This is a genomic window from Actinospica sp. (assembly GCF_035552695.1).
Lineage (GTDB): Bacteria > Actinomycetota > Actinomycetes > Streptomycetales > Catenulisporaceae > Actinospica.
This window is the reverse complement of the sequence record NZ_DASZKT010000280.1, coordinates 1-21976: the sequence shown is the minus strand read 5'-3', so window position 1 is coordinate 21976 and position 21976 is coordinate 1. Positions and strand designations below refer to the sequence as shown.

General features: G+C 70.3%; 24 protein-coding genes and 2 pseudogenes. 11 read left to right on the top strand and 15 right to left on the bottom strand.

Annotated elements, in window-relative coordinates; translation table 11 throughout:
• Positions 1 to 62: 62 nt before the first annotated feature.
• Together VG296_RS32560 and VG296_RS32555 are read right to left on the bottom strand one after the other, a co-directional pair.
• Positions 63 to 986: an NAD(P)-dependent oxidoreductase gene (locus tag VG296_RS32560; RefSeq protein ID WP_325572418.1), complete on the bottom strand. Its 924-nt coding sequence runs from the start codon at positions 984 to 986 to the stop codon at positions 63 to 65.
• A 232-nt stretch (positions 987 to 1218) separates the two neighbouring features.
• Entirely contained in the window at positions 1219 to 2535 is a 1317-nt protein-coding gene (locus VG296_RS32555) for a nitrate/nitrite transporter (RefSeq protein WP_325572415.1), read from the bottom strand.
• Between the two features lie 210 nt (positions 2536 to 2745).
• Here VG296_RS32555 and VG296_RS32550 point away from each other — a divergent pair, with 210 nt between their 5' ends.
• Complete coding sequence (locus VG296_RS32550) at positions 2746 to 3897, top strand: uroporphyrinogen-III synthase (protein ID WP_325572413.1); 1152 nt, start codon at positions 2746 to 2748, stop codon at positions 3895 to 3897.
• An 8-nt stretch (positions 3898 to 3905) separates the two neighbouring features.
• Here the strand turns inward: VG296_RS32550 and VG296_RS32545 are convergent, their stop codons facing one another.
• The 4 genes from VG296_RS32545 to VG296_RS32530 all read right to left on the bottom strand — a co-directional run bounded on the left by VG296_RS32545 (position 3906) and on the right by VG296_RS32530 (position 7170).
• On the bottom strand, positions 3906 to 5519 hold the full coding sequence (locus VG296_RS32545) for a family 43 glycosylhydrolase (RefSeq protein WP_325572411.1): 1614 nt from the start codon (positions 5517 to 5519) through the stop codon (positions 3906 to 3908).
• Positions 5520 to 5567: 48 nt separating this feature from the next.
• Positions 5568 to 6077, bottom strand: coding sequence for a sugar:proton symporter (locus tag VG296_RS32540; protein WP_325572409.1), 510 nt, complete (start codon positions 6075 to 6077; stop codon positions 5568 to 5570).
• 128 nt (positions 6078 to 6205) lie between these two features.
• Positions 6206 to 6802 carry a hemerythrin domain-containing protein gene (locus VG296_RS32535; RefSeq protein WP_325572407.1) on the bottom strand — a complete coding sequence of 199 codons (597 nt, stop codon included), beginning with the start codon at positions 6800 to 6802 and terminating at the stop codon, positions 6206 to 6208.
• Between the two features lie 53 nt (positions 6803 to 6855).
• Entirely contained in the window at positions 6856 to 7170 is a 315-nt protein-coding gene (locus tag VG296_RS32530) for a hypothetical protein (protein WP_325572405.1), read from the bottom strand.
• Here VG296_RS32530 and VG296_RS33355 point away from each other — a divergent pair.
• On the top strand, positions 7154 to 7627 hold the full coding sequence (locus VG296_RS33355; protein ID WP_414641159.1) for an MFS transporter: 474 nt from the start codon (positions 7154 to 7156) through the stop codon (positions 7625 to 7627). The two genes, VG296_RS32530 and VG296_RS33355, sit on opposite strands and share 17 nt — an antisense overlap.
• On the opposite strand, the gene ligD (VG296_RS32520) is transcribed toward VG296_RS33355, so the two are convergent.
• Both ligD (VG296_RS32520) and VG296_RS32515 read right to left on the bottom strand, forming a co-directional pair.
• Positions 7518 to 8540, bottom strand: a complete 1023-nt coding sequence (gene ligD / locus VG296_RS32520) for a non-homologous end-joining DNA ligase (protein WP_414641158.1) — start codon at positions 8538 to 8540, stop codon at positions 7518 to 7520. The two genes, VG296_RS33355 and ligD (VG296_RS32520), sit on opposite strands and share 110 nt — an antisense overlap.
• Positions 8541 to 8590: 50 nt before the next feature.
• Complete coding sequence (locus VG296_RS32515) at positions 8591 to 8977, bottom strand: hypothetical protein (protein ID WP_325572398.1); 387 nt, start codon at positions 8975 to 8977, stop codon at positions 8591 to 8593.
• A 243-nt stretch (positions 8978 to 9220) separates the two neighbouring features.
• On the opposite strand from VG296_RS32515, the gene VG296_RS32510 reads away from it, so the two are divergent.
• Positions 9221 to 9454, top strand: a complete 234-nt coding sequence (locus VG296_RS32510) for a helix-turn-helix domain-containing protein (RefSeq protein ID WP_325572396.1) — start codon at positions 9221 to 9223, stop codon at positions 9452 to 9454.
• 2 nt (positions 9455 to 9456) lie between these two features.
• Positions 9457 to 9984, top strand: a pseudogene (locus VG296_RS32505) (Clp protease N-terminal domain-containing protein); the annotation flags it as partial.
• A gap of 75 nt (positions 9985 to 10059) precedes the next feature.
• Here VG296_RS32505 and VG296_RS32500 read toward each other — a convergent pair.
• Positions 10060 to 10497, bottom strand: coding sequence for a hypothetical protein (locus tag VG296_RS32500; RefSeq protein ID WP_325572392.1), 438 nt, complete (start codon positions 10495 to 10497; stop codon positions 10060 to 10062).
• 182 nt (positions 10498 to 10679) lie between these two features.
• Between VG296_RS32500 and ligD (VG296_RS32495) the strand changes: the two genes are divergently transcribed.
• Both ligD (VG296_RS32495) and VG296_RS32490 read left to right on the top strand, forming a co-directional pair.
• Complete coding sequence (ligD, locus tag VG296_RS32495) at positions 10680 to 11564, top strand: non-homologous end-joining DNA ligase (RefSeq protein WP_325572390.1); 885 nt, start codon at positions 10680 to 10682, stop codon at positions 11562 to 11564.
• 51 nt (positions 11565 to 11615) lie between these two features.
• Positions 11616 to 12569 carry a universal stress protein gene (locus VG296_RS32490; protein ID WP_325572388.1) on the top strand — a complete coding sequence of 318 codons (954 nt, stop codon included), beginning with the start codon at positions 11616 to 11618 and terminating at the stop codon, positions 12567 to 12569.
• A gap of 59 nt (positions 12570 to 12628) precedes the next feature.
• Here the strand turns inward: VG296_RS32490 and VG296_RS32485 are convergent, their stop codons facing one another.
• Positions 12629 to 13621: a YihY/virulence factor BrkB family protein gene (locus tag VG296_RS32485; protein WP_325572386.1), complete on the bottom strand. Its 993-nt coding sequence runs from the start codon at positions 13619 to 13621 to the stop codon at positions 12629 to 12631.
• A gap of 174 nt (positions 13622 to 13795) precedes the next feature.
• Between VG296_RS32485 and VG296_RS32480 the strand changes: the two genes are divergently transcribed.
• The gene (locus tag VG296_RS32480; protein ID WP_325572384.1) at positions 13796 to 14068 is read left to right on the top strand and encodes a hypothetical protein; all 273 of its coding nucleotides are present in this window, start codon (positions 13796 to 13798) and stop codon (positions 14066 to 14068) included.
• A gap of 52 nt (positions 14069 to 14120) precedes the next feature.
• On the opposite strand, the gene VG296_RS32475 is transcribed toward VG296_RS32480, so the two are convergent.
• Both VG296_RS32475 and VG296_RS32470 read right to left on the bottom strand, forming a co-directional pair.
• On the bottom strand, positions 14121 to 14546 hold the full coding sequence (locus tag VG296_RS32475; protein WP_325572382.1) for an ATP-binding protein: 426 nt from the start codon (positions 14544 to 14546) through the stop codon (positions 14121 to 14123).
• A 5-nt stretch (positions 14547 to 14551) separates the two neighbouring features.
• Positions 14552 to 15550 (bottom strand): zinc-dependent alcohol dehydrogenase family protein, encoded by a 999-nt coding sequence (locus VG296_RS32470; protein WP_414641160.1) that lies wholly within the window; start codon positions 15548 to 15550, stop codon positions 14552 to 14554.
• A 154-nt stretch (positions 15551 to 15704) separates the two neighbouring features.
• Between VG296_RS32470 and VG296_RS32465 the strand changes: the two genes are divergently transcribed.
• Positions 15705 to 16925, top strand: a complete 1221-nt coding sequence (locus tag VG296_RS32465) for an acyltransferase (protein WP_325572376.1) — start codon at positions 15705 to 15707, stop codon at positions 16923 to 16925.
• Entirely contained in the window at positions 16825 to 18165 is a 1341-nt protein-coding gene (locus VG296_RS32460) for an MBL fold metallo-hydrolase (RefSeq protein WP_325572374.1), read from the top strand. Before VG296_RS32465 ends, VG296_RS32460 begins: the two co-directional genes overlap by 101 nt.
• Before the next feature lies 1 nt (position 18166).
• Here the strand turns inward: VG296_RS32460 and VG296_RS32455 are convergent, their stop codons facing one another.
• From VG296_RS32455 to VG296_RS32445, 3 genes are read right to left on the bottom strand one after another with little or no spacing between them, the layout of a single operon-like run.
• Positions 18167 to 19108 (bottom strand): FAD:protein FMN transferase, encoded by a 942-nt coding sequence (locus tag VG296_RS32455; RefSeq protein ID WP_325572372.1) that lies wholly within the window; start codon positions 19106 to 19108, stop codon positions 18167 to 18169.
• Positions 19105 to 20445, bottom strand: coding sequence for a HAMP domain-containing sensor histidine kinase (locus tag VG296_RS32450; RefSeq protein WP_325572370.1), 1341 nt, complete (start codon positions 20443 to 20445; stop codon positions 19105 to 19107). The genes VG296_RS32455 and VG296_RS32450 overlap by 4 nt, the downstream gene beginning before the upstream one ends.
• A gap of 4 nt (positions 20446 to 20449) precedes the next feature.
• Positions 20450 to 21148, bottom strand: coding sequence for a response regulator transcription factor (locus VG296_RS32445; protein ID WP_325572368.1), 699 nt, complete (start codon positions 21146 to 21148; stop codon positions 20450 to 20452).
• A gap of 152 nt (positions 21149 to 21300) precedes the next feature.
• Between VG296_RS32445 and VG296_RS32440 the strand changes: the two genes are divergently transcribed.
• Both VG296_RS32440 and VG296_RS32435 read left to right on the top strand, forming a co-directional pair.
• Complete coding sequence (locus VG296_RS32440; protein ID WP_325572366.1) at positions 21301 to 21702, top strand: hypothetical protein; 402 nt, start codon at positions 21301 to 21303, stop codon at positions 21700 to 21702.
• Positions 21703 to 21775: 73 nt separating this feature from the next.
• A pseudogene (locus VG296_RS32435) lies at positions 21776 to 21976 on the top strand (ferric reductase); the annotation flags it as partial.

The following is a 21976-nucleotide window of genomic DNA, read 5'->3' as shown; positions in this document are numbered from 1 at the left end:
CTCTGGTCATTTTAGTACGGGTTAGCCGCGAGGAGCCTGTCGTCGGTGCGTCCGCACGGGCTTCAGGCCGCCAGACCGTCGTCGACCTCTGCGTCTTCCGGCATGAGGACGAGGCCCGCGCTCGCGGCCTGCTGGTCGAGGAGCACGGCGAAGTCCTCCGCGCCGCGTCCATTGCTGATCGTGCCCTGGACGAGCTGCTGTACCAGCGCGGCGACCGGCATCGGCACGTCCAGGTCGTGCGCGGCGTCGAGTCCGAGGTCGAAGTCCTTGCGGAGCAGGACGGGGGTGAAGGTGGGCGTGTAGTCCAGCTTCACCAAGGCAGGGGTCTTGTACCGGGTGAAGGTCGAGCCCAGCACGCTGTGGTTGAGGAAGTCGAGCAGCGCGGCGCGGGAGATCCCGCCCTTCTCGGCGAGCACGAGGATCTCCGCCAGGGACTGCGTGACGACGCCGAGGAACAGGTTGTGACAGATCTTGACGAGCCGCGCGGAGTCGTCGTCGCCGACGTACGTCACCGAATCGGCGATGAGCTGGAGCAGCGGCTCGACCCGCCGGAACGCGTCCTCAGGCCCTGAGACGACGAAGCCGAGCCGCCCGGCCGCGACCACCTTGGCGTTGCCGCTGACCGGAGCCGCGAGGAAGGCCACACCGCGCGACGCCGCAGCCTCGCGGACCGCGGCCGACGCCTCGGCGGACACTGTCGAGGCGTCCACGATCACCGCGGGAGCCGCGTCGTCGCGGGACAGCAGTCCGTCCGGCCCCGTGATCACCCGTTCGAGGTCCGCCGACCCGGCCACGGTGGTGAATACGACCTCGCACTCGGCCAGATCGGCGATCCGCTCGGCGACCGCCACACTCCCGTCCGCGCCCAGCGCCTCGGCCTTGGCCCGCGTCCGGTTCCACACGACCAGATCCTCTACGCCCCCCTGCCCGAGCCGCCGGATCATCGCCGCGCCCATCCGCCCCGTGCCAATCCACCCGACCGCCATCCAAGCTCTCCGTCCGCGCCCACAGTCTCGGTTATGCAATCGATTGCTACCGACGCTAGTGAGGGAGACGTACGGTGTCAATCAGGCGCAGGAAGCGCGCCGCGAGCCCTCTGCAATCGAGTGCGGAATCGACCCTCCGGTCGATCGAGTGACCGGCCATAGCAACATCGCGTGCTGTGTGGTTTCCCGACACAGCACGCGATGCTTGTGAACACCGATGAACGGTTGTTCGTCAGGCAGCCTCGGCCGCCGGTTCCACGGCCTGCTCCACAGCGGGTTCCGCGGCGGACACGCGGGCCTTGCGCAGGTACACCGCCCAGGTGACGGCGAAGCAGAGCACGTAGTACGCGATGAAGGCGATGTAGGCCGCGTTGCCGTTCTTGGTCGTCAGGAAGGACTCGCGGAACGCGATGTTGACCAGCACACCGCCGAGCGCGCCGATGGCTCCGGCGATGCCGATCACCGCGCCGGTGATGCGCTCGGCGTCCGGACGGTCCTGGAAGGCGACCGGGATGAGCTTGTAGACCGAGCCGTTGCCGATGCCGCTGAACGCGAACAGCAGCACGAAACCGGCGACGAACAGGCCGAGGGACTTGGCCGAGGAGGCGGCGAGCACCACGGCGGTCCCACCCGCCATCAGCACGAACGTCGCGAAGCTCACCACGCCGCCGCCGAAGCGGTCCGCGAGCTTGCCGCCGATCGGGCGTACCAGCGAGCCGATCAGCGGGCCGATGAAGGTGATGTACGCGGCCTTGAGCGGGGTCGAGTACTGATGGGCGAACTGCACCTGCAGCACCTGGCCGAACGCGAATCCGAAGCCGATGAACGAGCCGAAGGTGCCGATGTAGAGCAGTGAGATGACCCAGGTCTGCGGCAGCTTCGTGGCCGCGGCCATCGCGCCCTTGTCGCGCTGCACCGTGAGGTTGTCCATGAACAGGGCGGCGGCCGTGGCGGCGAGTACGATCAGCGGGATGTAGACGCCGGTGAGCACCGCCGGGTGGTCCTTGCCCGCCGTGGCGAGCACCAGCAGGCCGACGAGCTGGACGACGGCCACGCCGATGTTCCCGCCGCCGGCGTTCAGGCCGAGCGCCCAGCCCTTGAGCCGGCGCGGGTAGTAGGCGTTGATGTTGGTCATCGACGAGGCGAAGTTGCCACCGCCGACTCCCGCGACCGCGGCGAGCACCACGAGCGTCGTGTACGAGACGCCCGGGTGGATCAGGAGCGACGCCGAAATCGTCGGGACGAGCAGCAGCAGGGCGCTGATGATCGTCCAGTTGCGACCGCCGAAGCGCACGACCGCGTAGCTGTACGGCAGCCGCAGCACCGAGCCGACAAAGGTCGGAATCGCGGTCAGCATGAACTTGCCCGCCGCGTCCACGTGGTAGGTCGGGCCGAGGAAGAGCACCAGGACCGACCACAGGCTCCACACCGAGAAGCCGATGTGCTCACAGGCGATGGACGTGATCATGTTGCGCAGGGCGACACGTCTGCCTTGTCCACGCCAGAACGTTCCGTCCTCGGGGTTCCATTCGGTAATCCAACGCGACATCGGGGATTCTCCGGTTCGTCAGTGGGCGGTGACCTTCCCTTGAAGCTCGCCGAATGCGGTTTCCCGGCCGTCTCTGCCTGGTTGCGGCGCCGCAACGTGCCACTCTCTCCGCGCATGTCCCCCGGTGTGAGCGCCTTTTCTAGGGGGATTTTGATGGCCCGGTCGCACCGGGGAAACCTGGCGGAAACGCCCGCTGACCATTCTCGGCGCATGCACACGTCGGCAGCCGCCGTCTTCCCGGATCCCTACGGCTCCGTGCCGCTCGCCGGGTGCGTCGTCGCGATCACCGCCGACCGCCGCCGCGAAGAGCTCACGACGCTGCTGGAACGCCGGGGTGCGCGCGTCGTGTCGGCACCTACGCTGCGCATCCAGCAGTTCGAGGACGAGACGCCGCTGTTCGCGGCGACCCAGGCCTGCCTGAGCGGGCCGCTCGACTACGTGGTGGCGACGACGGGGATCGGCTGGCGCGGCTGGATGAGCGCGGCCCAGGGCTGGGGGCTCGAGGACGCGCTGCGCACCTCCTGCATGCTCGCCTCGGTGCTGACCCGCGGCCCGAAGGCCACCGGCGCCGTGCGGGCCACCGGCCTGAGCGAGAGCTATGCCTCGCCGAGCGAGGAGAGCCGGGAGATCCTCAACTGGCTCACCGCGCGTCAGCTGCGCGGAACCAGGATCGCGGTCCAGCGTCACGCCAGTTATGACGCCGTCTTCATCGAGGCCTTACGCGAGCACGGCGCCGAGGTGATCGACGTGCCGGTCTACCGCTGGGGCCCGTCGCCCGACCCGGCCGCCGTGGACCGCCTGGTGCACGCGATCGCCCGCCGCGAGGTGCACGCCGTCGCCTTCACCTCCGCCCCCGGCGCGAGCGCCCTTTTCGAGGCCGCCGACGCGCTCGGTGAGGGGGCCAGGGTGCGCGCCGCGTTCACGCAGCCGGTGCTGGCCGCGTGTGTCGGCGAACTGTGCGCCCGGCCGTTCCTGGCCGAACGGCTGCCCGCGCTCTGGCCGCAGCGCGGAAGGCTCGGATCGCTGGTACGGATCCTGACCGACGAGCTACCCGGCCGGCTGCGGCAGACCATTCCCACCGCGCTCGGCGACCTCGTGCTGCAGGGCAACGCCGTGGGCATCGGCGGGAACGTCGTCATCCTGCCCGCGCAGCCCGCGGCCGTGCTGCACGAGCTGGCCCGCAGTCCCGGCCGGGTCGTGGCCCGCACCGATCTGCTCCGCCGCGTCTGGGGACGCCGCGGCGCCGACCACATCGTCGAGGTCACCGTCGCCCGGCTGCGCGCGGCACTCGGCGAACACGGCGGCCTCGTGGTGACCGTGCCCAAGCGCGGATACCGCATCGCCGCTGAATCCGGCCATTGATTGCGGGCTCAGAGGGCCGAGTACGTCGTCGAGTACGTCGCGTCGCCGAAGTCTGCCGGGTGCCCGCCGCCGCTCAGGTCCCACGCCCACAGGCCCAGGAACGTGCCCGTGAATCCGAGCGCCCGGATCACGCCGTCCTCAATGACCTCGGCGTGCTCGTCGGAGAGCACGGTCGCGTCGTACGCCGCGCCGACCTGTGCCCAGCCGTCCCCGGCGTCGTAGCGGAAGGTCAGCTCGGCGTCGGCCAGGTCCAGACCGAGGCTCAACCGGGTCGTGTCGCCGAGGGCGCGCTGTTCGAGTTCGTCGACGGACACGCGGCCACGGTTGCTGCTCGCGACTCGGACCACCGGTTGCCCGTCATCGTCCACTGTCACGTGCAGGAAGTACCAGTTCTCACTGTTGTAGTACGCGGTGACGCCTGCGAGGTGGTGTGTCGTCAGCGGCCGGTAATCCATGGTCGCCTCGAAGCTGCAGTGCGCCGCGGCGGCCCGACGTGCGACGAGGCTCGCGCCGACGAGACTGCGCGGCGAGCGCCCACCGCGCAACCGCAGGTGCGACGGCCGCTCGCTCAACGACAGCCAATCGGCGGCCGCGGGACGGCGCAACGTCGACCACTGAGATCCCAAGACGAGTTCGTCGAAACCATCTCGTCCGGATTCAATGTATTGAGTCACTTTGTCGGTACTCGGAGCCGGAACGCTGAGCGACGGCAGCCCTCCGGGCACCGTGGGCCAGCCGTCATCCGTCCAGGCAACCTGCGCCAGCGCCGTCTCCCGGCCGAGGATGCACGGCCCGTGCCGACCGTGCGGCCGGGCGGTCAGGTAGGCGAGATACCACTCCCCCGCGCTCGTGCGCACGAGGCTGCCGTGGCCCGCCTTCTGCAGCGGGAGGTCCGGGTGATCGCGCGCGGTGAGCAGCGGACCGTGCGGATCGCGCTCGTAGGGACCGTGCAGCGTACGCGATCGGGCGACGGTCACCTGGTGGCCGTAGCCGGTCCCGCCGTCCGCCGTCAGCAGGTAGTACCAATCGCCGATCCGATAGAGGTTCGGCCCCTCGATCCATCCGGCCCGCTCAGGCAGCATGATCTGCTCGGGCGCGCCGGCCAGCAGGCGCCGCTTCCGGTCGAAGCGGGTCGCCTCAAGCCCCAGCGAACCGCCGTGTCCGGGACGCCAATCGTGCGCGAGGTTGATCAGCCAGCTCTCGTCGCCGTCGTGCAGCAGCGACGCGTCGAATCCGCGCGCATGCAGCAGTACGGGATCCGACCACGGGCCCTCGATCGTCGGCGCGGTCACCACGTAGTTCGGGCAGTCGGTGAATCCTCCGGCATACGTCGAAATGTTCGAATACACGAGATAGAACGTCTCGTCGGCATACGAGAGGTCGGGTGCCCAGACTCCCGCGGAGTCTGGGCACCCGGTCAGATCCAGCAGCCGTTGCTCGTCGAGCGCGCCACCGATCGCGGTCCACGTCACCAGGTCACCGGAGCGGTGCAGCCGCACGCCCGGATACCACTCGAACGTCGAGGTGGCCAGGTAGTACTCGTCTCGTACCCGGAGGATGGACGGATCTGGATGGGACCCGGGCAACACCGGGTTGCTGATGAATCGGCGATGCTGTTCCACCGGCCAGGACGGTACTGTCGAACGCCTTCGCGAACAAGGCCGCGGCGCTCACTTCCCTATGGACGAATGGTGGACGTTCGCGTCCTCGACCGCGGTGGGCACGCCCACGACCTCGTGAGCACCGAAGAAACCGCCGAGCAGCACCACGACGCCGCCGGCGAGCAGCAGCCACGCGCCGGCGCGCATGCCGTGCACGGCGGTGGTGAAGTCGTGCCCGTAGACCCGGTACGCCTCGACCGCGAACATGACGAACACGACCAGCGCCGCGGCGCCGGCCAGCCGGGTGAGCCAGCCGGTGCGGTCGACCAGGCCGATGAGCGCCACCAGGCCGATCAGGATGGCGAGTCCGCCGACGGTCCGGACCAGGTCGGATTCACCGCCGAAGTCCGGCTGCAGCAGGGCTTTGGCGTTGAGCTTGTCGCCGGTGTGCGACGGCGTCCAGTCCAGGAACGCGCCGACCACCAGCAACGCGACGCCGATCAGCGTGGCCAGCAGTCGGCCCACCTGGCGCCTGGCGCCACCGGTCGCCACGTCCACTTCATGCGAATCGTGCACCATGACCGCACCTCCAGATGCGTGAGACAGATGCCTGTTATAGCCGCCCGCGATAGCCTGCTTATGACAGATGCCTGCGACGGCCCGAGCTGCTCGGTTCTCGAACCAGTGCCGTGAATCAGCGCCGTGAATCAGCGCTCTTTAAGCTCCTCGCGCGTCCTGATGAGCAGGTCACGCGCCCAGTCGTAGAGCGACGCGAACGGTCCGAGAACCGATTGGCCTACCGGGGACCCGGAGAGCGTCGGGTGCGGATGGCTCGGCGCGAGCTCGATGGCGCGCAGCATCCATCGCCCTAGCTCCTCCTGCTCGTGTGCGCTCAGTTCGCCGAGTACGACCGGGAACTCCTCGGTCTCCTCTCGGACGAAGTGCAGCAGCATCTGCTCCTCGAGCTGCCGCAGCCGCGGCGCGAACTCGGAGCCGTCGACGTCCATCCGCTCGAGTTCGGCCAGCTGATGCGTCGCCGCCTTCTCCTCCTCGTTGCGAGCCCGCGAAAGCGCCGCGGGCAGCAGCTTCGAGGTGACCGGCCGCAGCACCGACTCCTCGGCTGCCTCGTGCCGCGCCAGCATCTCGCGCAGCATGTCGAAGGCGGCCCGGCGGTACTCGCCGCGCAGGTCGGGCACGACGGCGAACTGGTCGCGCAACTGCGCGTGCTGCTCATAGAGGATGGAGACGACGTTTGCCTGCGGCAACTGCGCCGCGGCCATCCGCTCCTCCCGCGCGGTGTGCATGAAGGATCACTTCCTCACTAGGTCGTGACTCCGAGTGACCCCTGCACCGTGCGCTAAACCAGAGCCGTGCGCTGAACCGGACCGGCGCCCGCGTTCGGCGGCGGCTCGGGCTCCGGCGTGACCGGGCGGTCCGGGTCCGGGCCGATCGGGCGGTCCGGATCGGGCAACGGATACGGCGTCGGACCGGGCTCGACGGGACGCTCCGGATCCGGCACGGGCGTCGGCGGGAAGACGTCCGGCTCGACCGGACGGTCCGGGTCCGGCAGCGGCGGCGGTACCGACGGCGTGCTCCCGTGAACGGTGCCTGCGCGGCCGCGGTGATCTGTCGTGTCGATCACGGCTGTCTCGGTCATGGCTGTCTCGATCATGGCGCCCGGCTACCCCGGACCGATCGGCATATGCGCCCAAGGCGTCAGCGCGCTGGCCTCGTTGATGCTGCCCAGCGGCACGGCCGGCGACCGGTACGGCCACAAGCGCATCGTCACGACGGGCCTGACCGTGTTCGGAGTCAGCTCGCCGGCCTGCGGTCTCGCCCCGAACGCGGCGTCGCTCGTGGCGGCACGGGCCGTGCAGGGCGTGGGCGCCGCGCCGCTGCTGCCGCTGCCGGGCACACTCACGATCATCAGCCGCGCGTACCCGGAGCGGACCGCGCAGGCCACCGCACGCTTCCTACCCGGACTGCACGCGTCCGCGCTTGGGGCCGCGGCGCTTTACGTCATGTGCGCCGCGCTGGTTCTTCTCGAACCACGTCGCGAGCGCGCTTGTCCTCCCGACGCCCGAGATAACGAGGGTGCCGAAGCATTCCGTCACGCGTCCACTCGGTGAACCCGATCTGTGCGACGAACGAGGGGCGCACCCAGTGCACCGCGGGCTCACGCACGACGCCGTCGAACGGCGACTCGCGCTGTTCGAGTTCGTCGAGTTCGGCGCGCAGCCTGCGCAGCGTCCTGGTGTCCCAGCCTGTGCCGACCTTGCCCGCGTAACGCAGCCGATCGCCGTCGTAGTAACCGAGGAGCAGCGCGCCGAAGCCGACACGACTGCCCGAGGGCTCGGTGAACCCGCCGACGACGAACTCCTGGCCGCGCGCGCACTTGAGCTTGAGCCAGGTCGGCGACCGGCGGTGCACGTACGACGCGTCCGCCCGCTTCGCGATCAGGCCCTCCCAGCCCTTCGAACAGGCCTCCTCCAGCAGCGGACGAGCGTCTCCCGTGGCCGGCCGATGCGTCGTATACCGCAGCGGACCGCCGAACCGCAGCACGTCGTGCAGCAGCGACTTGCGGGTGAGCAGCGGAAGGCGCGTCGTGTCGTAACCGTCGAGGCGGAGCAGGTCGAACACGAAGTAGGTCACCGCAACGCTGCTCGCGCGTGCCTCGGCCGGCTTGGTGATGCCGATTCGCTGCTGCAGCCGCGAGAAATCGGTGACGTCGTCGTGTAGCGCGACGATCTCGCCGTCTATGGTGAAGTCCGTGCACTCCTGCTCCGCGAGCGCATCGACGAGCTCCGGAAACGCGTCATCGAATGCCTTCGCCCCGCGCGAGAGCAGGCTTACCCGCTCGCCATCCCGCGTCGCCAGCGCCCGCACGCCGTCCAGCTTGCGCTCCACGACCCAGTTCTCGTCGAACTCCCGCCGATCCGACAGCGTGGCCAGCATCGCGGTCCCGGGATCGTCCGAGGCCTTGCGCAGGCGCCGCGCCTCGTCCTCCGACAGATTGCGGTACGTGCCCACGTCTCCGACCATAACCGCTCCGGCGTATCGTCGCCCGCCATGAACGTCGGTGCCGGCACGCATCATCCATTGCCCAGCGGCTCGGTGAACGTCAGCGTGCCGATTCCGTCCACCACCTCGGTTTTCACCTGCTCGGCGACGGCGTGCAGCATCTCCCAGCCGAACTCGTCCTGCGTCGGCCACATCGCCGGAGCCAGACCACGCACCGTGACCCGCAGGCGGTCCGGGTACCGGTCGTAGCTCAGATGCAGCGTCGCGCCAGTCACCGCGGCAAGCTCCACACTCCGACCGGGCGCGGCGACCAGAAACGACGTACACGCCTCATCCACCGCAAGCCGAAGATCGGCCACCTGCGGCAACGACAATCCAAGCAACGCCGCCACCTGCATCGCCGACGTCCGAGCAAGCGCCAGGTACTCCCTGTCCGCGACGACGGTCAACTCGGCCATCCGCACAGAGCCGCGGTCATGGCCATGACCATGACCATGGCCAGCGGGCACCGACCCCGCCGCCGGGCGCCTCACCCAGGACCTCACCGGGTGTGTCATGGCCGTCTCCCGTCACTTCGCACTTCATTCGGCTTGCACTCCGGCTAACCGCAGGCGCACCCCTTGAAACCAGGGAGGGGTGAAGGCCGATGACGCTGTCAATGTAGGTTGACAGTGCGGACGCCGTCAACCTACATTGACACCATGAGCGATGGAGTACAGCTCGCCCAGGAGGCGAGCAGCCGCGATCCGGCGGTCGGGCTGCGGGCGGTGCGCGCACTGCGCGAGCTCGCCGAACGACTCGAGAAGCTGCAGGTCGAAAACGCGCGCAAGCTCGGCTGGTCGTGGCAGGAGATCGCCGTCTGCCTCGGCGTGAGTCGGCAGGCGGTCCACAAGAAGCACGGCGGCGGCCGACGAATCCTCACCAAGGAGCGATGACGATGTTCGAACGGTTCACCGGGGACGCGCGCCAGGCCGTCGCGCTCGCCCAGGACGAGGCCCGGCAGCTGTGCCACAACTACATCGGCACCGAACACCTCCTGCTCGGCCTGCTGGCCGAGAACCGCGGCCCAGCAGCGCAACTGCTGAACGAGCGCGGCCTACGCGCCGAAGACCTGCGCCGCAGGATCCTGGTGATCGTCGGCGGCGAAGGCCTGGATCACGAGGCACTCGCCACCCTCGGAATCGATCTGGACGAGGTAAGGCGAGCGACCGAGGCGGCGTTCGGACCGGGCGCGCTCGATTCGACCGGACGCAAGCCTCCCACCGGCCACATTCCGTTCACGCCACGGGCCAAGAAGGTGCTCGAGCTATCCGTGCGCGAGGCGCAGCGCCTCCAGCACGGATCCATCGGCACCGGCCACATGCTGCTCGGACTGATTCTCGAAGGAAAGGGCGTCGCGGCCAAGGTGTTGGCCGACATCGGATGCGACCTCGACGCCCTCCGCGAGGACATCACCCGAATGATCGAGCCGACGAACCCGTGACGGACGAACTACCTCGCGGCCTTCGCGGAGAAAGATGTTCGCGGGCGAGTCCTTAGCTCACTCGCCCGCCTGGCCGTAGGCTGCCGTCCACGCGGTGCGGAGGCGCTCCATGTCGCGCTCGTTGCGGCGGGAGCGTTCGAGGCCGGCGCGGCATACGGCGTCGAGCTCGACGTCGACGGAGGCCAGTAGGGCGTTCGCGTGTCCCAGGCGCTGTGAGGCCTCCGCCTTGGTGACCGCGAACCTCGCGTGGGCGTGGGCAAGCTCGTCTGGGCGGCCGACGATTTGGGCCGTGCGCAGCTTCTCCCGTGCTATGCGCTCGGCCACTCGCAGCGTCATCGCCAGGCGCAGCCCTTCGTGGCGCACCGCGTCGAGCTCGGCGATCCAGGCGCGCGAGATCGCGTCCTCCGCCTCGTCTACCACCTGTCGCTCGGCCACCTCGGTCAGCGTGCGCTCGTACTCGCGGACGGCCATCGGGTCGCGTTCGATATCCGACATCGCTCCGTGTCCTCTCGGCTGTGTCGTGCGCTCGGTGTCGCGCGCTAGGTGTTCCGGGCGGCGTCTGTTGCCCGCCTGGCGCGAAATGAAACGGGTCTCGGCGGGAGGGATTGGCTTCGGGGACGAGCGGGCAACCGGGGGCGACCGGCCTTGCGGGAAGACCAGCAGGAAGGAGTCCGCGTATGCCTGCCACCCCAGTCAAGCTCTCCCACCTGGACAAGGTGATGTTTCCGGAGGGCGGGATCACCAAGGGCGACCTGATCGAGCACTATCGGGCGGTGGCCGACCGGATGCTGCCGCAGGTGCACGATCGGCCGCTCGCGGTGGCGCGCTACCCCGACGGCATCGACGCGTCCTCGTTCTTCCAGCAGGCCGCCCCGGCGCACATACCTTCGTGGGTCAAGACCGTGACCGTCTCGAAGGAGGACGGCAGGATCTCGCACATCCTCTGCCAGGACGAGCGGACGCTGGTCTACCTCGCCAACCAGGCCGCGATCACGCTGCACAGCTGGCTGGCACGCGCCGACCGGCTGGACCGGCCGGATGAGGTGATGTTCGACCTCGACCCGTCCGGCACCGACTTCGACGAGGTCCGGCGCGGAGCCCTGGACCTGCACGAACTGCTCGAGGACCTCGGCCTGCCGAGCCGCGTGAAGACGACCGGCGGACGCGGCGTGCACGTGAGCGTGCCGGTGGTGCGCCGTTACGAGGCCGACGAGTTGCGCGACTTCGCACGCAGTGTGACCGCCGTGCTCACCAGACGCGCGCCCGACCGCTACACGAGCGAGATCCGCAAGAACAAGCGCGCGGGCCGACTGTTCCTCGACGTGACACGCAATGCATACGCCCAGCTCGCCGTAGTGCCGTACACAGTCCGGGCCGTGCCGGACGCGCGCGTCGCCACGCCGCTGCATTGGGGCGAACTCGAGGACGAGGCATTGCTGCCCAGCCGGTTCACGCTGCGCACGATGCCCGAGCGGCTAGCGGACGCGGACCCCTGGCACGAGCCTCTCACTCCGGTTTCGCTCAGCAAGGCTCGGGAGCGTATCGGGGACCTTGCCACTTGAGCACTTCGCCACTGGCGTGGCGCAGTGGACCGATAGCCGCGGGAGGCAGCCATGACCACGAACGCGAACGCGTCCGCCGAGCGGAGGACGGTCCGGCGGGTCGTCGCCGGCGTGGACGGATCGGACAGCGCGCTGCACGCCGCTATGTGGGCGGCGCGCGAGGCGCGGACGCTCGGCGTGCCGCTGCTCCTGATGTACGCGCTGCACCTGCCGGACTCGGCCGTGCCGCCGATCGAGCCCGCGGACTACGCCGAGCGCCAGCAGCGTGCGGGCAACAAGCTCGTGGCGGACGTTGCCGCGAAGGTCAGCGGGCAGTATCCGGGGCTCGCGGTCGAGGCCGAGACGTCACTGGAGACCCCCGTTCACCGGCTCATGGATCTGAGCGCGCCGGACGTGCTGATCGTCACCGGCACGCGCGGCCACGGCGGGTTCGTCGGCATGCTGCTCGGCTCGGTCAGCCGCACGCTGGCGATGCACGCGAAGGGTCCGCTGGTCGTCGTCCGCGGCCCGGAGCCGGAGCAGGCGACCGGGCCGGTGGTGCTCGGCGTCGGCCTGAACGCGAACGAATCAGCTGTCGAATACGCCTTCGCGGCCGCCCGCCGGTACTGCGCGCCGCTTCGCATAGTGCGCGCCTGGGTGCCGTCGATGCCGCCGGCCGGCCTCGGTCTGCCCGCAGCCGCGACGCTCGGTATGGCGGGCGGTCCCGGCGCCCTCTCCGAGCCGGTGACCATCGAGGACAGCGACGAGTACGAGGCCGACGACGCGGCCCGGATCGTCGAACCCGTCCGCGCGCGCTACCCGGACGTGCGGACCGAGATCGTCGCGCGCGTGGGCAACGCGGTGCCGATCCTGAACGAGGAGTGCTCCGCCACCCGGCTCATCGTCGTCGGCGCGCACCGCAAGCGCGGGCCGTTCGCGGTCGGCGCGGGCTACGTGGTGGACGGGCTGCTCGCCCACTCGCCGGTCCCGATCGCGGTCGTCCCGGTCTGTCCGAGCGACGGCTGACGGCGGCCAACGACAGCTCGGCGGCCGGCGGAGCTCATTGCCGCTCTGGTGCGGGTCGGTCATTCCGTTCGCTGCCCATCGCGCTCGCCGCGCTTGTCGTTCTCGCCGAAGTGCGTCTCGACGCGGACCTCGGGTCGGCGCTGCTCCACCTTGGCGTAGGAGCGCATCGCGGCTCGGTCCTCGTCGGTGAGCGGCGGCGGGAACAGACTGCGGGGCCACAGCTTTCTGGCACGCACGACGTCAGCCTCCACCGCGTACAACGTCAGCTGTGCCTGCAGGTGGAACCAGGCGAGCAGGCCGAGCACGAGGCCGAAGGTGCCGTAGAGCTCGGAGGCGTGGCGCAGCGAGTGGGCGACGACGTAGCCGCCGAGGAACTGGAGCAGCTGCCAGATGACCGCGGAGAGGATCGCGCCCATGCGCAGCTGACGCCACGTGACCGCGGCCGCGGTCGCGACGCGCAGGCCGAGCCAGAACAGGCCGATGTTCAGTAGCAGCGACAGCGCGATGCTCAGGACCCTCCCCCACACCCCGAGGAAGGTGTGGCCGCTCCAGGCGCCGACGCCGGACAGCACGGTCGTGACGATCACGCCGAGCCCGATCGTGGCGATCAGCGCGAAGCTGCGCAGCCAGGAGGACGGAAAGCCCGGGCGCGCGTGCCGCGGCACCTCCCAGACCTGGTTCATCGCGTTCTGCATGGCGTTCGCCACGCCGCGGGCGCCGAGGAACGTCAACACCAGGCCGATGACGAGGCCCGTGCCGCTGCGCCCGAGCGAGTGCACGTTCGCGCGCAACTGCTGCCCGATGACGGGGAACTCGCTGAGCGCCGAGTTGAGCACGTCCTGCTGCAGCCGCGGACTGCCGGCAAGCACCATGCCGAGGACGGTGACCAGCACGAGCAGCAGCGGGAAGGTGGACAGGAACGCGTAGTACGCGACGAGCGCGGCCAGGTTGCCCGCCTGGTCGTCGCTGAACTTTCGCCACACCGCGATCGGGAAGGCGATCGCGTGGTGCCGTTGCTGAAACGCGTCGAGCTTGGCGATGAGGCGTCCCACGCTGACCGCTCCCTTCTCGGCCGGTGAATCCGTGCCTTCTGGTATCCCGATGAGCGCGGTCGATGCGTCGGCCACTCGGTTGGCTCAATCCGGCGGGCCCGGCGGTGTAGCACGCGGTGGAATGGGCACTCGGCGCATCTGCTCGTACCAGACAGCAAGCTCACGGAGCACGCCATGAACGACCAGACAAAGAGCCTGGACGACACCATCCGGCCGCCGCACGACAGCGGCGGCGGCTACGACCCGTTCCGCGCGACGCACCCGACGGTACTCGTGCACGACGTCGGACTCGAGACCTTCGAACGCGCCTGGCGAGATCACGAGGCGCGCTGCCCGCAGTGCCGGCGCGGCACGGCGGACGAACGCGGCACCGCCCCGCTCGACCAGCAGCGCTGGGTGCGGTTCACCTGCGGAGACGTGATCGCGGTGGAGCACACGGCGGGTTGACCGGGCCGCGATCTCCGGCGCGTGAATCGGCCGCCGGAGTGAAACAGCCGAGTCAAACGGCTGAGCTCGGCTGGGCGCCGCTCGGCAGCGGCTCGACGAGCGTCAGCGTGCCGATGCCGTCCTCGACGCTCACGCTGACGTCGCCGACGAGGCTGCCGAGCAGCGCCCAGCCGAGTTCGTCGCGCTCCGGCCAGTCGTGCGGCGCCGGGGCACGCACGATGACGTGCAGCGCGGCCGGGTACCGGTCGTAGGAGATTTCCATCGTGTCCGTCATAGCGGCGTCGGCGTCGGCGTGCCGCATCGACTGCAGGAACGAGCTGCACGCCTCGTCCACCGCCAGACGCAGATCCTGGACCTGCGCCAGCGGTAGGAAGAGCAGCGCGCCGACGTGCATCGCCGAGGTTCTGGCCAAGGCGAGGTAGTCCCGGTCCGCCAGCAGCGTGAGCGTGACCATGCGCAGGGGGTTGTTGTCGGTCACGTCCATCAGGGTACGAGTACCGCCGCTCCGTTGACCCGGTCCGCGGCCAGGTCGGCGAGTGCGAGGTCGGCTTCGGCCATGGGGTAAGTCTGCGTCTGGACGCGGATCGGCGCGCGCTCGACGAGTTCGAACAGCTCGCGGCCGTCCTGGCGGGTGTTCGCGGTGACGCTGCGCACCGAGCGTTCCTGGAAGAGGTGCTTCGCGTAGTCCAGCTGAGGGATGGCGCTCAGGTGGATCCCGGCGATCGCGAGCGTGCCTCCGGGCGCGAGCGCCTCGAGGGCCGTGGGCACCAGGTCCCCGGCCGGGGCGAAGAGGATCGCGCTGTTCAGCGGCTCGGGCGGCGCGTCGTGTGAGGCTCGGGCCGAGGCGGCGCCGAGCTCCAACGCCAGCTTCCGCGCATCGGCCGAACGGGTGAGCACGTGTACGGTCGCGCCCTGCGCCATGGCCAACTGCGCGGTCAGGTGCGCGGAGGCGCCGAAGCCGTAGATGCCGAGGCGTCCCGCGTGCGGCAGTTCGGCGCGCTTGAGGGCCCGGTAGCCGATGATCCCGGCGCACAGCAGCGGCGCGAGCTCGACGGCGGACGCGGATTCGGGCAGGCGGTAGGCGTAATCGGCGTCCACGGTGAGGTACGGCGCGTAGCCTCCGTCCAAGTCCCAGCCGGTGTACGTCGAACGCTGACACAGGTTCTCGGAGCCGCGTAGGCAGTACTCGCACTCGCCGCACGTCCCCGCGAGCCACGCGACGCCGACTCGTTGCCCGCGCGCATACCCCGCGACCTGCGGCCCCATCGCCACGATCCGACCGACCGCCTCGTGCCCGGGCACGCAGTGCGCGCGGTGCGGAGGGAGGTCGCCCTCGGCCAGGTGCAGATCCGTGCGGCACACGCCGCATGCCTCGACTCGTACGAGCAGTTGGCGTGGTCCCGGCTCGGGCACCGCGCGCCGCACCCGCTCGAGCAGCACCCCACCGCCGGCCGGCGGGTCCGTCACCGCCCAGGCCTGCATGGTCTCCGGAATCGTCTCCATGCGCCGAACTCCTTTCGCCGCCCCTTTCGCTCCTGGCGACATTACGTGCTGTTCGCGGTTCAGACCCGTTTTTCAGAGTCCTTCCAGATCCGTTTCCAGTTCCATTCAGGTAGTTGATCAAGAATGTGGCGAGATGACCGAGACGATCCGATCCGCTCCCCCCGCCGCACGGGTCGCGGTGAACAGCCGCCTGGACAGCCTGACCGGGATGCGCTTCTTCGCCGCCGTACCCGTCGTGCTCATCCACGTCGGCGGCCAGTTCGCGCGGGCCAGGTGGCTCAGCACCGTCGACGGCTTGGGCTACCTCGGGGTGAGCTTCTTCTTCGTGATCTCCGGGTTCGTGCTGACCTGGTCGTGCGGGCGACAACCGGCCCGGCGTTTCTGGTGGCTGCGGTTGGCCAGAGTATGGCCGAGCCAGTTCCTGGTGGCGCTGTTCGCCATGGCGGTACTGGCCGCCCAGGAGCGGATCCCCGGCTTGTTCGGAAAAGCCGCGGATCTCCTGCTCTTGCAGGCTTGGTGGCCGAACCAGCAGGTGTACTACGGCGGCAACGGAGTGAGCTGGTCGCTCTCGGATGAGATGTTCTTCTACCTGCTCTTTCCGCTCGCCGTCATCCCCGTGCGCCGGATGGGCCGCCGGGGCCTGCTGGTGACGGCCGTGGCCACGCTCGCGGTGATGGCCGCCGCGCCGCTCGTCGCCACGGCCATCGGGGTGTCGGCCACGACGTACGGATGGCTGTTCTTCGTCTTCCCGCCCTACCGATTCGCCGAATTCCTGCTGGGAATGCTGCTGGCCCGCGCGGTGGTGCTGGGATTGCGCGCGCCGGGATGGGCCGGGCCGGGAGCTTTGATCGGGCTCGTCGCAATGGTCTGCGGCATGACCGTGTACACCATGCATTCCGCGGCAGGGATCCAGCGGCCGTTCGCGACCCTGCTGGTGCTGCCCTTCGTGGCCGTGCTGCTGCTCGCCGGTGCGACACAGGACTTGCGGTCACGCAGGTGGTGGCTGAACTCGTGGCCGCTGCTGCGCCTGGGCGAATGGTCCTTCGCGCTCTACCTCGTTCACAAGCCCGTGTTCCTGCTGACCAGTCGGTGGCATTGGTGGGACAACTCCGGCGGTATGTCGGCCCTGGCCTCCTTCATCGCCTATCTCGCGCTCGCGATCGGCGTCGCCGCCGCGGTGCATTACCTGGTCGAGAAACCGATTGAACGACGACTCCGGCGGCTTCGACCACCCTCAAGGAAGGACACTGAGTATGTCGATCGAGATCGTGGTGGTGCAGACGCCCGAGTTGGGCGATCGCTCATACCTGATACACGATGGCACCGTCGCAGCGGTGATCGATCCGCAGCGTGACATCGACCGGGTCATCGCCGCGGCCAAGGACGCCGGAGTGCGGATCGGCTGCGTCGCGGAGACCCACATCCACAACGACTACGTGTCCGGCGGGTACGCCCTGGCCGAACTGCTCGACGTGCCGTACCTGGTCGCCGAGGCCGAGCACGTGTCCTTCGACCGGTTTCCGGTGGCAGACGGCACCGAGATAGCCGTGGGCGACGACTTCCACCTGCGTGCGATCGCAACCCCGGGACACACGCCGCACCACATGAGTTACGTGGCGGTCGACGCCGGTCGCCCGGTCGCCGTGGCCACCGGTGGTTCCCTGCTGTTCGGCACTACCGGCCGCACCGACTTGTCAGGCCCCGAACGAACGGTCGACCTGACCCAACGCCAGTTCCACTCCGCCAGGAAGCTCGGGCGGCTGCCCGCGGACGTCGCGGTGCTGCCCACCCACGGGTTCGGCAGCTTCTGTTCCGGCGGCGCCCCGACGTCGGCCGGCAGTTCCACCATCGGTGTGGAGCACCGGGAGAACCTGGCGATGCGTGCCGTCGACGAGTACGAGTTCACCGAACTCCTGCTCGCGGACCTGATCGACTACCCGACCTACTACCGGCACATGGCCGAACTCAACCTGGCGGGCGCGAGCGCTTCGGACCTGTCGGCGCCTTCGTCCTGCGACGGTCCGGGGTTGCGCACGGCCATCGAGGACGGGGTGTGGGTACTGGACCTGCGCAGCCGCGTCGCGCACGCCGCCGGGCACCTGGCCGGATCGATCGGCGTCGAATACGGCCCCTCGTTCACCAGCTATCTCGGCTGGGTGATCCCCCGGCACACCCCGGTCATCCTGCTGTCCGACCAGGAGGATCCCGCGCTGCGCGCGCAGCGCGACCTGACCCGGATCGGCATCGACCGCCCGGCGGGGCGCCATCTCGGACCGTTGGCCGACATACCCGGAGCGCCCGAGACCGTCCACTACCCGGTGCGCCGCTTCGCCGATCTGCCGGACCCTCGAATCGACGACGACACGATGGTGCTCGACGTCCGCCGCGACGACGAGTGGAAGGCCGGGCATCTGCCCGGAGCCACCCACCTGCCGCTGCCCGACGTCCTCGATCACGCCCACGAACTGCCCAACCGGCGACTGTGGGTGCACTGCGCCGCCGGCTACCGCGCGTCCATCGCCGCCAGCCTGCTGCACCGCGCCGGCCACCGCGTCGTTCTGATCAACGACGACATGCTCAACGCGCCCTTTTGAGTCAGCCCTCGAGAGTCTCGGCAGCTTCGTCGGGCCAGCCGCCGACGGTCTGTACCGTGCCGTCGTGGCGCACGAGGCGCGCGGGCAGGCCGAGGCCCGCGAGCCAGGCCTCGGCGGCTTTACCGCGTACGAGTGCCGCGGTGGCAGCGGTATTGGCGTCCACGCAATTGGCCGCGGTGACGCTGACGGTGCGCCAGCAGGAGTCCGCGGGCCTGCCGGTGCGCGGGTCGAGCACGTGGTGCAGCGGCCCGGACTGCCCCTGCCAGCGCCGCGCGGTCGTGCTCGACGTGGCCAGCGCGCCGCTGTGCACGCTGATCGTCTGGCCCGGGGCCGACTCGCCGGAGCGGTGGTCGTCGGTGACCCTGATCCGCCAGCCCTTGTCGGGCGCGGGGCCTGCCGTGGCGATGTCGCCGCCGAGCGAGACGAGCACCCCGCAGCCGATCCCGTCGGCGACGGCCGCGGCGGCGCGGTCGGCGGCGAGGGCCTTGGCGACGGCGCCGAAGTCCAGTCGGCAGCCCGGTGGCGCCCGCAGGGTCCGGGTGCCCGGATTCCAGCCGACGCTCTGCCAGCCCGGCGCCGGAAGGTACTCGTGCACGACGATGCGCACGCCTTCCTCCCGCAGCACCTCGATATCCCGGTCGTAGCCGACCGCCTCGAGACCCGCGCCGCAGGTCGGATCGACGTCTCCGGCCGTGGCCGCCGCCGCGCGCAGCGCCGCGGACACGACCTCGGCGAACAGCGGGCCGACGTGCACCGGCTCGCCGGCGAGCTCGTTGACCCGGGTGAGCTCGGAGTCCGGGCGGAACCTGCTGCAGGCCGCGTCCATCGCCGCCGTCTCGGCCCGGACCAGGTCGCGGGCGGCGTTGATCGCCTGCGGCTCCGCGGTCACCACGACCGCCTTCCCGCCCCACAGCGGGTAGACCGACCGGCCGAATCCGATCATTGCGGCACCGGCAGCCGGAGCACGACGGTGAGCCCGCCGCCGGGAGTCTCCTCCAGCGCGACCTCGGCCCCGTTGGCCGAGGCGATCCGCTGCACGATCGCGAGCCCGAGGCCGTTGCCGCCGGTGCCGGACCTGCCGAAGCGGCGGAAGGCGTTCTCGCGCGCCTGCTCGCTCATCCCCGGACCGTCGTCGGTGACGCTGACGACGATGCGCTGCGCCGCGGACGTGACCGAGACCTCGACGCCGCCGCTCTCCGGGACGGAGTCGAGGGCGTTGGCGATCAGGTTGTCGAGCATCTGCTCCAGATCGCCGGGGCCGAGGCGCGCGGCGGCCGGTCGGGAGCCCTGCGCGCTGAGCGAGACGCCGCGTTCCCTGGCCACCGGCTCCCAGGCGGCGACCCGGTCGGCGGCGATCTCGTCCGCGCGCACGGTCTCCGGGCGCGGCACGTTGGCCTCGGCCCTGGCGACGGCGAGCAGCCCGTCGACCAGGCCGCCGAGGCGGGTCAGCTCGGCCCGCAGGCCCGCCATCTCGGCCGCGGTCGACTCGTCGGCCTCGTCCGCGAGTACGTCAACCCGCAGGCGCAGCGCGGTCAGCGGCGTGCGCAGCTGGTGCGAGACGTCGGCGACCCAATCGCGGTGGCTGCCGATCAGCGACTGGATGCGTTCGGCCATTCGATTGAACGCGACGGACAGCTCGCGTACCTCGTTCGGCCCTGTCCCGATCGGCGCGCGGGTCTCCAGCGCGCCGTCGCCGAAACGCGCCGCGCTCGTGCCGAGCACGGTCAGCGGCCTGGCCACCCAGCGCCCGAGCCGCAGCGCGAACAGGACGCCGAGCAGCAGCACGGCGAGGCCGCTGCCGGCCAGCCAGGCCCAGACGACCGTCATGCGGTCGTTCATCGGATCCGCCGAGCGCGCCAGCACCGCGACCCCGGAGATCTTTCCGTCGTCCCCGATCGGCGACGCGTAAAGCAGCCAGGCGCCGTCCCGGGCACTGACCCGGCCGGCGCCGGCGCCCGCCTTCGCGGCGAGCCCGGCCGCGGCCGGGTCGGAGGCCTGGCCGCACGGGGTCGAGGCCACGATCTGCGAGGGCTTCGCGTAGATGCTCGCGCAGTCGCCCCGCGCCGCGGCGTCGTCCAACGCGCTGTACATGGCGGTCGCCGGCTTGTGGTCGGTCAGGTACTCCTCGGCCTCCGCCGCGACCTGGTCGGTCGCGGACTGCACGGAGAAGCCGAACGAGGCGCGCTCGTTCGCGGTCAGCGACAGGCCCAGCGGCACCACGGCGAGCAGTAGCAGCGCGGCGACCAGTCCGACGATCACCAGCGCGATCCGGCGTGACACGTCCTCAGTCCCCGACCTCGGCTCCGGGGACCACGCGGAAGCCGTGCCCGTACACGGTCTCGATCAGCCCCTCGATGGCAAGCTTGCGGCGCAGCGCCGCGACGTGCACGTCCAGCACGCGGGTCGGACCGTACCAGTTCTCGTCCCAGACGCGGGTGAGCAGCTCCTGCCGGGAGATCGCGCGGCCCGGGTCGGCGACCAGGCATTCGAGGATGTCGAACTCCTTCGGGGTGAGCGCCACCTCCTCGCCGCGGACCGTGGTGCGGCGGGTGCGCGGATCGACCGTGAGCGGGCCGACGGTGTAGTGGGTGCGGCCGGGGTTCATCCGGCGCAGTACGGCGCGGATCCTGGCCTCGAGCTCGGCCAGGCCGAAGGGCTTGACCAGGTAGTCGTCCGCGCCGTCGTCCAGCGCCGCGACCCGGTCGCCCTCCTCCCCGCGCGCGGTGACCACGATCACCGCCGCGTCGCTGAGCGCCCGCAGCCGGCGGCACACCTCGAGCCCGTCCAGGTCGGGAAGGCCCAGGTCGAGCAGGACCACGTCGGCGGGCCCGGCCTCCAGTGCCTCGCGCCCGCTGGCCACGGTCTCCACCTCGTACCCGGAGCGCGCCAGGCCACGGCGCAACGGCCACGCGATCCCCTCGTCATCCTCGACGACGAGCACGCGCACCGGCATCGGCTGCTCTGTTGAGCGGCGTTCTATCACGCACTCACGGTAACAACGCACATGCAACAGCTTCGCCACAGCCGCCAGTCCTTACCGGATCTGAACATTGCCCTGGCAGATTCCGAACCGGCGATCGGTGAGTCTGGATCCGGGTCGTCGAACGGCGGCCCGCCACCGACCGAGGAGGCCTCTTGCCGCACCGGACGAGCGACGACGCCCGCGTCCGCGCCGATGCCCGCGACCGCGGGCTGCGCCGGGTACGCACCGCCACCGGCTGGATCACCGTCGCGTCGGCCGCGGGCGCCGTGGTGCTCGCCGGGGGCTACGCGCAGGCGCTACCCGGAAAGAGCTCGGCGAGCGCCAAGCCGCCCACTTCGAGCAATTCGAGCAGCCGGAGCAGTCCGAGCAGCCCAAGCAGTCCGAGCGCGACTGTTGGACGGACCGGCGCGTCGAATGCGCCCTCTTCCGCCGGGGCCACGACCGCTCCCACCACCTCGTCCGCCCCCGCTCCGGTCCTGCAGGCCCCCACCCAGGCGCCCGCCCAGGCGCCGACCACCGCGGCGAGTACGCACACCACCTCGGGCGGCTCATGAGCGAGCTTGCGAGCGATTCATTGGACACAGTGCACGTGCGATTGCACCTACCGAGCGCTAGCGAGGTAGGCGCATGAGCGCGCTCTTCGGCAATCCGCTTTGGTTCGCGACCCGCGCCACAGGTTCTATCGCCCTGATCCTGCTGACCGCGGCCGTCGTGCTCGGCGTCGCGGGAGCAGGGCGGTACGCGCCGACGACGGTCGGGCGCTTCGAGGTCAACGCGCTGCACCGCAACCTCTCGGTGCTCTGCCTCGCGGTGCTCGCGGTGCACATC

Bases quoted from the DNA above. Each gene is read 5' to 3' on its own strand.
- VG296_RS32560 (WP_325572418.1), bottom strand. From the start codon at position 986: ATGGCGGTCGGGTGGATTGGCACGGGGCGGATGGGCGCGGCGATGATC.
- VG296_RS32555 (WP_325572415.1), bottom strand. From the start codon at position 2,535: ATGTCGCGTTGGATTACCGAATGGAACCCCGAGGACGGAACGTTCTGG.
- VG296_RS32550 (WP_325572413.1), top strand. From the start codon at position 2,746: ATGCACACGTCGGCAGCCGCCGTCTTCCCGGATCCCTACGGCTCCGTG.
- VG296_RS32540 (WP_325572409.1), bottom strand. From the start codon at position 6,077: ATGGTGCACGATTCGCATGAAGTGGACGTGGCGACCGGTGGCGCCAGG.
- VG296_RS32535 (WP_325572407.1), bottom strand. From the start codon at position 6,802: ATGCACACCGCGCGGGAGGAGCGGATGGCCGCGGCGCAGTTGCCGCAG.
- VG296_RS33355 (WP_414641159.1), top strand. From the start codon at position 7,154: ATGGCTGTCTCGATCATGGCGCCCGGCTACCCCGGACCGATCGGCATA.
- VG296_RS32530 (WP_325572405.1), bottom strand. From the start codon at position 7,170: ATGATCGAGACAGCCATGACCGAGACAGCCGTGATCGACACGACAGAT.
- ligD (WP_414641158.1), bottom strand. From the start codon at position 8,540: ATGGTCGGAGACGTGGGCACGTACCGCAATCTGTCGGAGGACGAGGCG.
- VG296_RS32515 (WP_325572398.1), bottom strand. From the start codon at position 8,977: ATGGCCGAGTTGACCGTCGTCGCGGACAGGGAGTACCTGGCGCTTGCT.
- VG296_RS32510 (WP_325572396.1), top strand. From the start codon at position 9,221: ATGAGCGATGGAGTACAGCTCGCCCAGGAGGCGAGCAGCCGCGATCCG.
- VG296_RS32500 (WP_325572392.1), bottom strand. From the start codon at position 10,497: ATGTCGGATATCGAACGCGACCCGATGGCCGTCCGCGAGTACGAGCGC.
- ligD (WP_325572390.1), top strand. From the start codon at position 10,680: ATGCCTGCCACCCCAGTCAAGCTCTCCCACCTGGACAAGGTGATGTTT.
- VG296_RS32490 (WP_325572388.1), top strand. From the start codon at position 11,616: ATGACCACGAACGCGAACGCGTCCGCCGAGCGGAGGACGGTCCGGCGG.
- VG296_RS32480 (WP_325572384.1), top strand. From the start codon at position 13,796: ATGAACGACCAGACAAAGAGCCTGGACGACACCATCCGGCCGCCGCAC.
- VG296_RS32470 (WP_414641160.1), bottom strand. From the start codon at position 15,550: ATGCAGGCCTGGGCGGTGACGGACCCGCCGGCCGGCGGTGGGGTGCTG.
- VG296_RS32465 (WP_325572376.1), top strand. From the start codon at position 15,705: ATGACCGAGACGATCCGATCCGCTCCCCCCGCCGCACGGGTCGCGGTG.
- VG296_RS32460 (WP_325572374.1), top strand. From the start codon at position 16,825: ATGTCGATCGAGATCGTGGTGGTGCAGACGCCCGAGTTGGGCGATCGC.
- VG296_RS32455 (WP_325572372.1), bottom strand. From the start codon at position 19,108: ATGATCGGATTCGGCCGGTCGGTCTACCCGCTGTGGGGCGGGAAGGCG.